The 13,988-nt window shown below is 46.5% G+C and carries 12 protein-coding genes and 1 pseudogene; 9 read left to right on the forward strand and 4 right to left on the reverse strand.

The window, feature by feature from the left end; translation table 11 throughout:
* The first annotated feature begins 9 nt into the window (after nt 1–9).
* The 8 genes from EXW96_RS17895 to EXW96_RS17930 all read left to right on the forward strand — a co-directional run bounded on the left by EXW96_RS17895 (nt 10) and on the right by EXW96_RS17930 (nt 9,642).
* Nucleotides 10–264 (forward strand): hypothetical protein, encoded by a 255-nt coding sequence (locus EXW96_RS17895; RefSeq protein WP_174351090.1) that lies wholly within the window; start codon nt 10–12, stop codon nt 262–264.
* A gap of 223 nt (nt 265–487) precedes the next feature.
* The gene (locus EXW96_RS17900) at nt 488–2,290 is read left to right on the forward strand and encodes a sensor histidine kinase (protein ID WP_174351091.1); all 1,803 of its coding nucleotides are present in this window, start codon (nt 488–490) and stop codon (nt 2,288–2,290) included.
* The gene (locus tag EXW96_RS17905; RefSeq protein ID WP_174351092.1) at nt 2,274–3,911 is read left to right on the forward strand and encodes a response regulator transcription factor; all 1,638 of its coding nucleotides are present in this window, start codon (nt 2,274–2,276) and stop codon (nt 3,909–3,911) included. Before EXW96_RS17900 ends, EXW96_RS17905 begins: the two co-directional genes overlap by 17 nt.
* A gap of 99 nt (nt 3,912–4,010) precedes the next feature.
* Nucleotides 4,011–5,528 carry a sugar ABC transporter ATP-binding protein gene (locus EXW96_RS17910; protein WP_074729497.1) on the forward strand — a complete coding sequence of 506 codons (1,518 nt, stop codon included), beginning with the start codon at nt 4,011–4,013 and terminating at the stop codon, nt 5,526–5,528.
* A 23-nt stretch (nt 5,529–5,551) separates the two neighbouring features.
* On the forward strand, nt 5,552–6,493 hold the full coding sequence (locus EXW96_RS17915) for an ABC transporter permease (protein WP_137670826.1): 942 nt from the start codon (nt 5,552–5,554) through the stop codon (nt 6,491–6,493).
* A gap of 59 nt (nt 6,494–6,552) precedes the next feature.
* Entirely contained in the window at nt 6,553–7,521 is a 969-nt protein-coding gene (locus EXW96_RS17920) for a sugar ABC transporter substrate-binding protein (RefSeq protein ID WP_054817438.1), read from the forward strand.
* A 27-nt stretch (nt 7,522–7,548) separates the two neighbouring features.
* Nucleotides 7,549–8,592 carry an NAD(P)-dependent alcohol dehydrogenase gene (locus EXW96_RS17925; RefSeq protein ID WP_174351093.1) on the forward strand — a complete coding sequence of 348 codons (1,044 nt, stop codon included), beginning with the start codon at nt 7,549–7,551 and terminating at the stop codon, nt 8,590–8,592.
* 27 nt (nt 8,593–8,619) lie between these two features.
* Nucleotides 8,620–9,642, forward strand: a complete 1,023-nt coding sequence (locus EXW96_RS17930) for a zinc-dependent alcohol dehydrogenase family protein (RefSeq protein ID WP_054817439.1) — start codon at nt 8,620–8,622, stop codon at nt 9,640–9,642.
* A 113-nt stretch (nt 9,643–9,755) separates the two neighbouring features.
* On the opposite strand, the gene EXW96_RS17935 is transcribed toward EXW96_RS17930, so the two are convergent.
* Nucleotides 9,756–10,679, reverse strand: coding sequence for a phytanoyl-CoA dioxygenase family protein (locus tag EXW96_RS17935; protein ID WP_174351094.1), 924 nt, complete (start codon nt 10,677–10,679; stop codon nt 9,756–9,758).
* A 133-nt stretch (nt 10,680–10,812) separates the two neighbouring features.
* Between EXW96_RS17935 and EXW96_RS17940 the strand changes: the two genes are divergently transcribed.
* Nucleotides 10,813–11,790 carry a LacI family DNA-binding transcriptional regulator gene (locus EXW96_RS17940; RefSeq protein WP_174351095.1) on the forward strand — a complete coding sequence of 326 codons (978 nt, stop codon included), beginning with the start codon at nt 10,813–10,815 and terminating at the stop codon, nt 11,788–11,790.
* A 102-nt stretch (nt 11,791–11,892) separates the two neighbouring features.
* Here EXW96_RS17940 and EXW96_RS17945 read toward each other — a convergent pair whose 3' ends face one another.
* From EXW96_RS17945 to EXW96_RS28615, 3 genes and pseudogenes are all read right to left on the reverse strand, one after another.
* On the reverse strand, nt 11,893–13,263 hold the full coding sequence (locus EXW96_RS17945) for a PAS domain-containing sensor histidine kinase (protein ID WP_174351096.1): 1,371 nt from the start codon (nt 13,261–13,263) through the stop codon (nt 11,893–11,895).
* The gene (locus EXW96_RS27695; RefSeq protein ID WP_254611452.1) at nt 13,248–13,604 is read right to left on the reverse strand and encodes a PAS domain-containing protein; all 357 of its coding nucleotides are present in this window, start codon (nt 13,602–13,604) and stop codon (nt 13,248–13,250) included. The genes EXW96_RS17945 and EXW96_RS27695 overlap by 16 nt, the downstream gene beginning before the upstream one ends.
* Nucleotides 13,605–13,646: 42 nt before the next feature.
* Nucleotides 13,647–13,886 (reverse strand): annotated as a pseudogene (locus EXW96_RS28615) (PAS domain S-box protein); the annotation flags it as partial.
* Nucleotides 13,887–13,988: the final 102 nt, after the last annotated feature.

Here is a 13,988-nt window from a genome sequence, read left to right on the forward strand (position 1 = left end):
GTGAATGTCATGTTGGATACGATTCTGCTTGCCGAAATGACCAGCGGTTACTCGGATGAGGAACTGCAAGCCATCGCAAAGGGCTTTTGCCCGAAGTGCTCGCCGTATGATATCAGGTACCGTATTCTTGAGACCTGTTATAGCGAAAAGCAAGGCATGGATGTACATTGGGTGAAATGCAGTAACATTGTTCAATGTGATTGGGATGAAAGCATACCCGCAGCGCGAGTTGATAATGGATTGGAAGGCTTCTTTGAATTATAGCCCGGAAGCATTTGCCAATGCATCGTACAATGAATCCGTTGGAAAGCCCCTCTTACGGCATAGGCCAAGAAGAGGGGCTTTTTGCCGCCCCTATGTCCCCGCCGCGGGGCAAAAATGGTATAATGGTTTTTGGCATCAGCGTTTCCGGTTTGAGGCAGTGAAAAGGGGGGAATATATGACCGTATTGCGCCGTTTGATGAGCCGTTTTTTCCATAGGAGGAGTATGCAGTATCAGCTTTTCATCACTTATTTAGGCATCAATCTGCTTCCTCTTCTTATCGTGGGAGCGCTTTCTTATCAAATTGCTTCTTTGGCGATCGTTCAGGAAGCGAGACGGAATAACGATCTTTTATTAGAAGCGATAAACAGAAACATCAACTTCTATATAAGAGAAATAGAGGATAAATCCACGATATTTTCCTCTGTTTTATTACAAAATCATACATTAATGGATAAATATGATAATTCCCGTGATATTTTCAGTCCGGAGAATCTGCTCAAGATCAGAAGGTATGTTACCTCCACCGTGGCATCAGGCGATGAGTATGTCAGTATAAGAGTTTATTCGGACAATGGCCGGCTTATTGACAAGGCGCTCCATAAAAATACATACACACATGCCTATAGTTCACCGGCAGAGCTGGCATGGCAGCAAAGAATGAAGGAAAACACAAGCGATGAGCTTATTTTCGATTTGCATCAGCTGGATATTAACGGGATCTACAGCTTCACCGCGTCCAGGGCGATTATGGATCCTAATACGAACCGGAGGATCGGCTATATTAGCTATGATAAAACGTTATCCTCCTTCTCATCCATGTTCAAACAAATCGAATACCGAAGCGGAGGCGTAACGCAGGTCATCAAGAAGGATGGGACCCTTCTGTATCATTCGAACAATGCTTTAATCGGCAAAAAGGCGGACAGAAGCCTGTTGGAACGCTTTAATCGAATCAGCGCCGATACCTTTATTGAACAAATAAAGGGCCAGGATGTCGTCGTCACCTTTAACAGAGCGGCGGGCGGCAGCTTGTACGTGGTAGGTTCGGTCCCGCTTTCTGCGCTGACCGAGGCGATCAAGGATTTACGCAATATGACGATCATCGTCAGCTGTCTGTCCATGCTTCTGGTGCTGATCCTGTCTTATTTCCTTTCCATTTACATGATCAAACCGATCAAGAAGCTGAACAGTTTAATGTCCAGGGTGGAGCGGGGAAACTTTAATGTCCGTAGGGAAAACATGGTGAACGTCAGTAAAGAAATCAATCAATTAAACAACAGCTTTCATACCATGGTAGACACCATCAACCATTTGATTAAAATTCAATACGAAACGGAGCTTCATAAGAAGGACGCGGAGCTTAAGGCTTTACTGATGCAGATCAATCCCCATTTTCTCTACAATACGTTGGAGGTGATCAATGGGATTGCCGATTATGAAGGGGTAACGCAAATCTCTGAGATTACCCAATCGTTAAGTAAAATGCTGCGCTATAACATCGATTTGAATCGGGAGCATGTTCAACTTTCCGCCGAGTTGGAACATTGCCGGCATTTCTTTCTGATTTTGAAAAGCCGGTTTGAAGACCAATTGATCGTGGACTGGGATGTAGATCCGGAGGTAGGCTCCTACATGATCGTCAAAATGGTCCTGCAGCCGTTATTGGAAAACTCGATTAAGCACGGGGTGGAGAAGAAGCTGGGAAAAGGGTTTATCAAACTGTCCGCTAAAAAATACGAGAAACGGATCGAAATCGAAATAACGGATAATGGCGTCGGTTTTGATGCCGATAAATTGAAAGATTTTGAACAATATAAACGCCAGTCGTCCAACACTTATGCTGACTTTACTTCGGCAAGACATTTGGGACTCAAGAACGTATACACGAGACTGCGCATTGTTTTTGGGGATGAGGTTACCTTTCATATTAACAGCATACAAGGAGAAGGAACAACGATCACGATCAACATTCCGGCGGTGAAGCGCATCGATGACGGGGGGGAACTTGATGACGGGACAAAATAATCAGCATATCAACGTATTTATTGTAGAGGACGAAATTGCGGTCAGACGGAGTTTAATCGGTAAAATTCCATGGGGTTATTTGGGAATGAATCTGATGGGGCAGGCACAAAATGCTGAAGAAGCCTATGAGGCCATCCGGCTGGAGAGACCCGATATTATCCTGCTTGATATGCGGATGCCCGGTATGGGCGGTATGGCGTTTCTGGAAATATTGAAAAGACAGTTTCCGGCGATCGAAGTGATCGTATTAAGCGGATATTCCGATTTCGAGTATGTGAAGCAGGCATTAAGGTGCGGAGCAACCGATTATTTGTTAAAACCGATCATAAAAGAAGAGCTGGAGAAAGCGCTGATCCAGGCCATGGACAACATCAAGGCTGACAGGCAAAAAAAACAGGAGAGGATGCAGCAAAATCTGCTGCTCAATCAAAGCATCCCCTATTTCAAACGCAATTTGTTAAACACACTGGTACGGGGCGTTTATATGGATTGTTCGGAATTGCTTAAAAAACTGGCTTTATTGCATGTCAAGCTGCCATATCCTCATTACGTGCTTGCGATGATTAATATCATCGATTTCGAACAAATCAAGCGGTATTATCGAAGTGACGTTTCGCTTGTTTTTTTCGCTCTGGAGAACGTGATGACGGAAAGTACGGGATATGCTCAACGCTTTATCGGCTTTAAGAGCGAGCTGAGAGAAAACGAATATATTTGCCTGCTCGGATTCGAAGAAAAGGAAAACATTCGCCATCAAGTACAGGAAATATTCCGGAAGACCATCTTGAATATTGAAAAGTACAATAAATGGCATATTCATATTTCGGTCAGCCAAGCGTTCAGCGAAATCACGGAGGTTCATCAAATATATAACCAACTCTCGTACGTATGGCATGAACAACAGGACGGTAAGGCATCGCGCCTTCTCTTTTATGAGGATCTTCAACCGGAGGCAGCCGATGCGGAGTCAAGCCTATGGAGCTCTGAAGCGGCTTTGGAATGGGACGAACTCATGGCGAAAAGGGATTGGAAAGGATTGACCCGTGCGATTCATCATCTTTTTTTGCAATTGAAGTCCCGGTATAATGACGATCTTCGGATGTATAAGAAAGCGGCCGCACGGATTTACCGGATGATGGAGGAAAAAGTGCAGCGGATGCCGCTTCGTTCGCATGGCCAAGCTGCTCCGGATCATCCGGCCTTTAACGAATGGGTGTCTAAGTATACGAATATTGACGATCTGAAGTACGGTTTGATCGCCTTGCTGAATGATGCGGATAGTCCGAAAAATAAAAACGGTCAAACCAAAAAGCTGATTGAACAGGCAAAGGAATATATTGATCACTACTTTTATGAAGATTTGTCGCTCGATTTTATGGCCCAGAAATTTTATATGAACCGCACCTACTTTAGCGAACTGTTCAAACAGGAGACGGGTTGTTCGTTCAAAAAATATTTGATTCAAGTCAGGATCGACAAGGCTAAGGAGCTTCTGGCGGGACAGAAAATGAAAGCGGTGAATGTGGCTTTATTGGTCGGGTTTAAGGATCCCGTTTATTTTTCGACCGTATTCAAGAAGTCGACGGGACTTTCCTTTAAGGAATATGCAGACCAAATATAACAACCGAAAAAATTCAATGTTTTTTCCGAAGTTTCTACATGTCCATATCGCGGAATTGAACATATAATCAAAATATCCTTAAACAAGGAGCGAAGAGCGATGGATGAACATCAATACGTTCTGCAAATGAAAAATATTTGCAAGACATTCCCGGGGATCGTAGCGCTGGACCAAGTCTCTTTACATATAAAAAAAGGCGAAGTGCATGCTCTGATGGGGGAGAACGGGGCGGGCAAATCCACCTTGATGAAAATCCTGGCCGGCGTGGAGCAGCCCGATAGCGGAGATATTATCCTGAACGGCCGAAAAGTGTTTTTTAACCGGCCGTTGGATGCGATGAATCACGGAATCAGCATGATTCATCAGGAATTGAATTCCATTTTGGATATGACTATAGCGGAAAATATTTTTATCGGGAGAGAACCGTGCTATAAGCTGGGCATTGTCAATACCCAAGAGCTGAAGGCCAGAACGCGCGAGCTGTTCCAGTCCGTGGGTATGGATATCAATCCGGATAAGAAGCTGGTCGAGCTGAGTGTAGCGGAAATGCAAATGGTCGAAATTGTGAAAGCGATATCATATAATGCAAACATTATCATTATGGATGAGCCGACATCGGCGATTACAGACCGCGAGGTCGATAAGCTGTATGAGATCATCAGGAAGCTGACCGGCCAAGGCAAATCGATCATTTATATCTCCCATAAAATGAACGAGATTTATAAGGTTTGCGATGCGATTACCGTGTTAAGGGATGGCCGGTATATCGCGACCCGCCCGACGGAGGAATTAAACCAGCAGCAGTTGATCTCCCTGATGGTCGGCAGAGATTTGAAGGACATGTATGTCAAGCAGTCTTCGCGTATCGGCGAAACGTACCTGGAAGTGAAGGGCTTGACCCGCAAAGGGAAGTTTAGCAATATCCATCTTCATGTACGCCAGGGAGAAATCTTGGGCATCGCCGGATTAATGGGAGCGGGAAGAACGGAACTGGTGGAAACCATCTTTGGAGCTTATAAAGCCGACGCAGGCGAAATTTATGTCAAACAAAAGAAAGTCGATATGTCTAACCCCGGCAGTGCCATCTCCAACGGTATCTCGCTGGTAACGGAGGACCGGAAGCTTTTCGGGCTTAATCTCAAGTTTTCCGTCAAGGATAACACGACCTTGGCGAATCTGAAAAAGTTTACAAGGTTCAGGCAAATTATAAATTTCAAGGAAGAAAAGCAAACGGTTGATCACCAGATGAAATATTTAAATATTAAAGCCTCAAACCGCAATACCATGGTCAACACGTTAAGCGGAGGCAATCAACAGAAAGTAGTGCTGGCGAAATGGCTTTTGTGCAATCCGGACCTTCTGATTCTGGACGAACCGACAAGGGGAATTGATGTAGGATCGAAGGCGGAGATTTACAAAATCATCAGCCAACTGGCCAATGAGCAAAAAGCCATTATCATGATTTCGTCGGAAATGCCGGAATTGCTCGGGATGAGCGACCGCATTATCGTTCTTCACGAAGGAAAAATAACAGGAGAATTTCTGCGGGAGGAATTCGATCAGGAAAAGATCATGGCCTGTGCCGCAGGCTTTGAAAAAGAGCGAAGCATCGTTTGATTATCGTTAGGGGGAAGTCCGGTATGGTATTGAACAGGGAGTATATAGGCAGATTTCTGGCCAAATACGGTATTTATGCAGCCTTTTTATTGTTGGTTATCATCTTATCCATCACTTCATCGTCTTTTTTGACCGTGCAAAATATTTTCAATATTTTGAGGCAGGCATCCATTAGCGGAATTATAGCGGTGGGTATGACCTTCGTCATTATTCGAGGCGGGATCGATCTATCTGTAGGTTCGATTCTTGCCTTTTCGGCCGTGGTCGCCAGCAGCTTTGCACAAGGCGATGCCTATCCTCTCATTGTGCCTGTTGCCTTAGGTTTATTGGCCGGGCTGCTGCTTGGAGGGATTAACGGAATCATCATTTCACGTTGGAATGTCGCTCCTTTTATCGTTACCCTGGGGATGATGACGGCTGCAAGGGGACTGACCATGGTGTATACCGACGGCCGACCGATCATCAATCTTAATGACAGCTATAACCGGATGGGGGGAGGATATGTGGCCGGGATTCCGATTCCGGTACTCATCTTTATTCTTGTGATTCTGCTGGGCATTTTTATCCTGCATATTACCAAGTTCGGGCGCCATGTGTATGCGGCCGGGGGCAACGAGCATGCAGCCAGATTGTCCGGCGTCAATGTGAATTATGTTCAAGTTGCGGTATATGCGATCTCGGGTTTGGCTGCAGGGCTGGCCGGCATTCTTCTCTCCTCGAGGGTCATGACGGGTTCGCCTGTATTGGGAATAGGCTATGAATTGGATGCCATCGCCGCCGTCGTTATTGGAGGCACCAGTCTCGCCGGCGGAAGAGGAACAATCGTAGGGACAGTTATCGGTGTGCTGATTATCGGAATTATGAACAATGGGTTGGATCTGCTCAATGTGTCTTCCTATTACCAGCAGATTGTAAAGGGCGTTATTATTGTGCTGGCCGTACTTTTGGATAAGAAAAGCCATTAAGTGTATACGCGTCGCATGACGGTATAAATAAAACTTTACTGAATAATGGGGGTATATCGATGAACAAGATGAAAGCATTATTCCTTCCGATGGTTCTGCTGGCCGGTGTATTGTCTGCATGCGGAGGGGGCGGCGGATCCGCATCAGGCGGAGCGGGCTCCGATGGAAACAGCGGAGAAAAGAAATTGACGATAGGCGTTTCCTATCAAAACCTGCAAAACGAATTTGCCATCAACATTCAAAACGCAGTGAGGGATAAAGCCAATGAGAAGGGAGTAGAGCTTCTGGAAGCGGATGGTCAGGGGAAATCCGAGAATCAGATTGCCCAAATTGAAAATTTTATCAACAGACAAGTCGACGCCATCATTCTTAACCCTTATGACAAGAATGGCGCCGCCCCTGCCGTAGATCTTGCGGTAGCCGCCAAAATTCCGGTGATTGTCGTCAACTCCCAAGTATCCAATCTGGATAAAGCGACAGCCTTTTCGGGATCGGACGATGTGGTCGCAGGTAAGCTTCAAATGCAGTTTATCGCCGATCAATTAGGCGGTAAGGGAAATGTGGTGATTATTCATGGACCGAATGGCAACTCTGCAGAGATCAGCCGGACGGAAGGCAATAAAGAAGTGCTGACCCAATATCCGGATATTAAGGTTCTTGCGGAGCAGACAGCGAATTGGGACCGCGCACAAGCGTTAAATCTGATGGAAAACTGGCTGCAAACGCATAAAGACATCGATGCGGTTGTCGCACAAAATGACGAAATGGCTCTGGGCGCATACAAAGCGATCGAGGCGGCCAAGAAAGCAGACGATATTCTGGTGGTAGGGATCGATGCCATTCCGGATGCGCTCAAATCTGTCGAAGCGGGGCAACTGGCCGCTACGGTATTCCAGGATTCGCACGGTCAAGGCAGTAAGGCGGTAGAACTGGCGATCCAGGCGGCTAAAGGCGAATCCGTCGAACACATGAACTACATTCCTTTCCAATTGGTGACAAAAGAGAATTTAAGCGAATTCAAAAAATAAGGGGATAACCAGTGAGGGTGGAGCAGAATGCAGGGGAAAATGAAAGCGGCTGTATTGGTAAAGCCCGGAAAGATTGAAATCCAGGAATGGGATATCCCCATTCCGTCCAAAGACGAGGCGCTGGTTCGGATTAAAGCGGTTGGCCTGTGCGGGTCGGATGTCCATTACTATGAGCATGGAAAAATCGGTCCCTATGTGGTGGGAAAGCCAATGATCCTCGGACATGAAGCGGCCGGTGAAATCGTTTCGTTAGGCAGCGACGTCCGTCATCTAACGGTAGGCCAGAGGGTAACGATAGAGCCGGGGGTCACCTGCGGACGCTGTCATCATTGCAAATCGGGCCATTATAATTTATGTCCCAAGGTCGAATTTTTAGCTACACCTCCTTACGACGGCGCTTTTTGTGAATATATCGCGATCCGTGCCGACTTTCTGTATCCGGTACCCGATCACATGAGTTATGAAAGGGCCGCCCTCATCGAGCCTTTCTCCGTAGGCCTGCATGCTGTACGAAGAGGCCGTTTAAAGCCCGGAGAAACCGTTGTGATCATGGGTATGGGACCGATCGGCATTCTTGCTTTGGCAGCAGCCAAAGCCGCCGGCGCCAAACGGATTATAGGCGTGGACCTGGAGCCGTTTCGTTTGGAACGGGCGCTGCAGATGGGGGCGACGGATGTGGTTCATCTTCGGAAAGAGGATGCGACCGAGGCGATCAACCGGATCACGCATGAACAAAAAGCGGATCTGGCGATTGAAACGGCGGGGAACGGAAAAGCGGCACAAGCTGCGCTGCGCTCCGTCCGCCGTGGCGGCCGGGTCGTTCTGGTGGGTCTTCCGCAGGAAAGCGAAACGCCTCTGAGCATCCCTTATATTGTTGATAATGAAATCGATATTTACGGCGTTTTCCGTTACTGCAATACGTATCCGACCGGCGTAGCCTTACTGGCCGATGATGATATTGATCTGGGGCCGGTCATCACCGATTATATGACTCTGGAGCAAACGGCGGCGGCTTTTGAAAAAGCGATCAAAGAGAAAAACAGCACGTTAAAGATCATCATTTGCCCATAATTGTTTTATATCGAAAGGGGATGCCCGATGAAAGCCGTTTATTATAATAAAGCTATGGATTTTTCCGTTCGTGAAACAGCCGATCCTGTGGTGAAGGATCATCAGGTGCTGCTTAAAGTTCATTCCTGCGGTGTTTGCCGCACAGATATTCACCTCCATCATGGGGAATTTATGGCAGGCTTTCCCCTGATTCCCGGTCATGAGTTTGTGGGTGAAATTGCAGCGGTGGGCAAGGATGTGACCGGTTTTAAGCCCGGGGACAGGGTTTGTGCGGACAATACGGAGCTGTGCGGGCATTGTTATTACTGCAGGCGCAACCAGCCGCTTTACTGCGAGAACTTTTACTCGTTAGGCGTAAACGGCCCCGGAGGGTTTGCCGAGTATGTGGCGGTCAACCATGATAAAGTATTTCACTTAGGCGATTTGTCTTATGACCAGGGCGTTCTGGTCGAGCCGACGGCATGCGCCGTACACGGTTTGGATATGATGGATGTCAAACCGGGGGATGATATCCTCCTGTTCGGAACGGGACCGACGGGCATCATTTTGGCGCAGCTATTAAAGCATGCGGGAGCGGCAAATCTCGTTGTGGTGGCATCGGATGAACGAAAATTGGCCGTAGTCAAGGAACTGGGCGCTGATGAGACGGTTGTGATGAACCGCAGCGACTATGCGGCGCATGAAAGCAAGCTTTTTGAGAAATTTCCCAAGGGCTTTGATATGGTGATCGACGCTACAGGGGCAAAGGAAGTGATTCAGCAAATGCCCAAGTTCGCCAAAATGGGAGCCAAGATTGTCATTTACGGCGTAGCTTCTGTCAGCGATGAGATCACGATTAGTCCTTACGAGGTATTCAGGAAAGAACTGAAAATCATCGGATCCTTTGCGCAAACGCATTGCTTTGACCGTGCGATCGCCTTTATCCGTAACGGGATCGTGAAGACTGACGGATTGATTACTCACCGGTTCAAGCTTGAAGATTTCGGCAAGGCGATTGAGCAGGTCGAAACGGGAAGAGGCCATATCAAGGTTGTAGTCGATGTCCAATGATGGGATAGACGTTCATCGCATGTTGTTTTCCCGGTAAATCTGGAGAGCCACTGATCGGTAACTTTCAGTTGGCTCTCTTGTTGTTATCCGGCGATTCGAAGGCTACCTGCCGATTACCATTTTCTGCTGCCCAGCAATTTTTCGCCTAATGGTGTAAGTACAGCCCGGTCATATTTGATCCGCTCCCAATGGCGGGGATCTCCCGGGAAGGCATATCCTTCAGGCGTCAGTCTTTCGCTCCAGGAAGCGATTCTCGATTGAATCAACGCTTCATTATGCTCCTGTGCAGGGAACATGGAAATGTATTGGGCCAGACGCGGTTTGGTGGAGTGGTTTGGACGGATGCCATGCGGCTGCATGCTGTTGAATATCAGCAGATCACCGGCTTTGGTCACCACTTTGGTCGGGGTGTATCCGGTTGTATCCGGTTTATACGGATCCCGGTCCGCAGGCTGTGTTTTTACCCATTCATGAAAATCCCTGTACAGCTCGGGAATGCACTGGAAACCACCCATTTCAGCGTCCGTGTCGACAAGGGATAGAACCCCCTGCACATTTACGGGAATCGGGTTCAACGAAGTGTTGACGTCCCAGTGAATGAAGCTTTTGTAATCATGCCCCGGTTTTATCGGGAGATTGAGGTTGCAGCGGTCAATGCTTACCCATAATTTTTCCGTACCCCATATATCGACAAAGGCGTGGTATACTTTTTCATACATGCGGTTGTCCCACAAATACTGATGATTATAGAGCTCCACCATACCGGTATTCATCAGTTCTTTCATTTGCATTTCCCGCCGGGGAGCGGTGTACCAGGTAGAAGGATTCTTAGGGTCCTTTTCTTCAAACTCCCAAATCAGATCGACTAAACGATCGATATGCTCCTTCGGGACGGCTTCTGAAACAATCACGTAACCGTTTTCTTTCCAGAACTTCCAATCCTCTTCACTGAGCACTTTGAGAGGCTCGTTATTCACGCGTTGATTCAATGGAATGGTAATTTCAAGGATATTGTTCAGCACTTCTTCTTTTTTCATAGCGTTATCCTCCTTCATTTGGGCTGCATTGTGAAATGCTCTTGCAGTGTCAGGTTAATGTATGAAACGCATTTCATGTCAAGGGGAAAATTTTAAAAATGTTAAAATGAATCTGGGGGGAGGGAAGTGGCTGATGCCGAATATTAAACAAATTGCTAAAATCGCCGGGGTTTCCGTATCTACGGTTTCCCGTGTAATCAATCATCATGCGTATGTAAGCGAAGACAAACGCAGGGCTGTCATGGAAGCGATCGTGCAGTTAAACTATTCGCGCAATCTGAATGCCGTTCATCTCAGCAAAGGAAAAACGAATATTATAGGCGTCATGGTGCCGAGTATAAATCACGCGTATTTTTCCAGATTGATGGAGGGCATCTCGAGCGAAGCCCTCATGAAAGATTACCAGCTCATGGTTTGCCAAACCAATTATAACCCCGTCAGCGAAGGCAAAGTTCTGGACATGCTGAAAATGAAACAGATGGACGGCATTATCATAGGCTCGAAAACACTTGCGTGGGAACAAATCGAACCCTTTACCGAATACGGTCCCATTGTAGCGTGTGAGGATGCGGGCACGTCAGCGATCTCTTCTGTTTATCTGGATCATTACGATTGTTTCCGACAGGGAATGCGTTATTTAATAGAAAGAGGACACCGACAGATCGGATTCTGCTTGGGCAGGGCCGATAGCGCTAACAGCCTGAAGCGCCGGAGAGCATATGAGGATGCGTTGGCAGCGATTCACGAGGCCGTTCGGGAAGAATGGATGTTTTATCAATGCTTACGCATTGAAGACGGTTTGGCCGTAGTGCACCAATGGCTTCGGATGAGAGAACGGCCGACGGCACTTTTGGTGACAAGCGACCAAGTGGCGGCAGGGATTATTACGGAGGCCCGAAAGAATGGGATCAGAATACCGGAGGATCTTGCTGTCATAGGATTTGACAATCAGCCGATCGCCCAAGTGTTTGATCTGACGACGATAGATAATCAGCTGTTTGAAATGGGGAGTGCAGCATTTCAGATGGCTTATGATCACATCACGAAGAAAAGAACAAAGCCCGAAAACCGGGAGCTCGGGTATCTATTGATTGAGCGTTCTACCGTTTGAACTTGTCATCGCCACAACGAAATACGAACACACATTTGTATCCAATAAATACAAACGTGTGTTCGTAAATAAGCCATCGTGTAAAGAACGCCAACCAGATTGTCACCCATGAGGCAATAAAATGTCGATTCGGGTGCCTTTATTCAATTCACTATGAATATTTAATTTTCCGTTATGAGATTCGATGATTTTATAGCTGAGCATTAAACCCAGTCCTGTGCCTTGCTCCTTGGTAGTATAAAATGGCTCCCCGATTTTTTTCAACCGGTCTTCAGAAATGCCGATTCCCTGGTCGATGAATTTGATGTACACTTCGTTCTGCTCCTGAGTGATGCTGCATTCTATGGTGATGTCCCCGCCGCGGGGCATGGATTCAACGGCATTTTTCAAGATGTTGATAAATACCTGTTTGATTTGGTTTTCGTCGCAATTGATGGCTACCTGCTCATTCTCATAGAGCACGCGGATATTAACGTTATTGAGAATGGCTTGCGTATTCATTAAGGAAATGACGTGCTCGAGAATGGTGCTCAATTTTACTTTTTTGAATTCAATCGGATTCGGTTTGGCTAAATACATGAATTCGTTGACAATCTCATTGATGCGGTCCAGCTCGGAGATCATAATTTCATAATAATCTTTGTATGAATCGTTCTTTTCTTTTAACAGCTGGGAGAATCCTTTAATCGAGGTCAGCGGATTACGGATTTCATGGGCTACACCTGCCGCCATTTGACCTACGAGGGACAGCTTTTCGGATCTTCGCATGAATTCTTCCGTTTTCTTTCTCTCCGTGACATCCCGAAATACACTTTGAATCATGGATTCCCCCATGTATTTGTAAATATGGATGGCCGACGACTCTACTTCTACAATATTTCCGTCTAACCGGACTAACTTGAATTCGAAAAATCCGGTACTGTGATCGTTGTTCAGGACGGTATCCAGTCTTCTGCGCACTTGTTCCTGGTCATGCGGATGGAACAGTTCAATAAACGAATGTCCGATTAAATCCAACGGGTCCTTTGTGGCGAACAATTTGAGTCCCGCATCATTCACATAAATAATGGTATCATCCTTGTGAAGCATGATCGGCTCCGGAGAAAGCTTAAGCAGCCGCTGATACTGCCGCTCCGTTACCTTTCTGTCCGTAATATCCAGAATCGTCCCGATTAGTGCGGGCTTGCCCCGAAAAAGCGTTAACGTTGAATTTCCCTCCAACTCCACAATCGAGCCAGCCTTGCTTATCCCCCGAACTTTATAATCCCGATTCATGACATCCTTGGCGTCAGGCTCTTGACCATACGTTAATTTATTGATCATATAGTCCCGCTCTTCACGGACGAATAAGTCAACCAAATCCAGTGTCGCCATTTCACTCTGCGTATATCCGAAAATATTGGAGAACACCGGGTTGGCATATACGATTTTCCCGTCCTGGTACAAATACACACCGACTAAGGCGTTTTCCACCAGGCACCGGTAAAGCGCCTCGGCCTCCAGCAGTACGTTAGGCCGTTTTCCTCGCCTTCATATATGACATTTTCTTCACCCTGCCAGGCTCGTTCGTAAAATTGTTCTTTGAAAACTGCCGTCTCCGGCGGCAAAAATTCTTTCAGTTCCCTTCCGACGATTTTCTCGGGAGAAAGTCCCAACCGGTAAATGAGATCGCCGTCGCATAGCGTATGAATAAACCGACCATCGATTTTTTTGAATTTAAAGCTCATCCCTTGCTGATACCGTATTGTTTGTTTATGCTCTTGCTCAATCAAATCCAGCTTTTCCAAATAATCATGCGGGATGACTTCTCTCATGAAAAGAACCGCCGGATGATGATGTTCAGGAGGTAAAGCCTTCAACCGAACGATGACAGGGCTCCCGTCTTTCCGCTGTATCGATAAGTGATCAATCTCGACAATGTTGGCAGGAGGTACCTTCAAAACATCCAAATGGTTTTGAAAGGGCAGTGGACGTCCTATCAATTCATCTTCGTTCCATCCGAATAGCCTTGTGAAGGAAGGATTGGTTTTAAGTACGAATCCCTTATTATCCAATATACATAGAGCATCGAAAGAATGGATAAAAAGTGAATCCATAGGAAAAGAAGAATCTATCTTACGTATCGATTCCACAAAACACTACCTCCATATTTTCGATAATCAGCTTATTTACTGTAATTAGCAATATTTCGACATGTC

Source organism: Paenibacillus sp. JMULE4 (genome assembly GCF_013337105.1).
Lineage (GTDB): Bacteria > Bacillota > Bacilli > Paenibacillales > NBRC-103111 > Paenibacillus_G > Paenibacillus_G naphthalenovorans.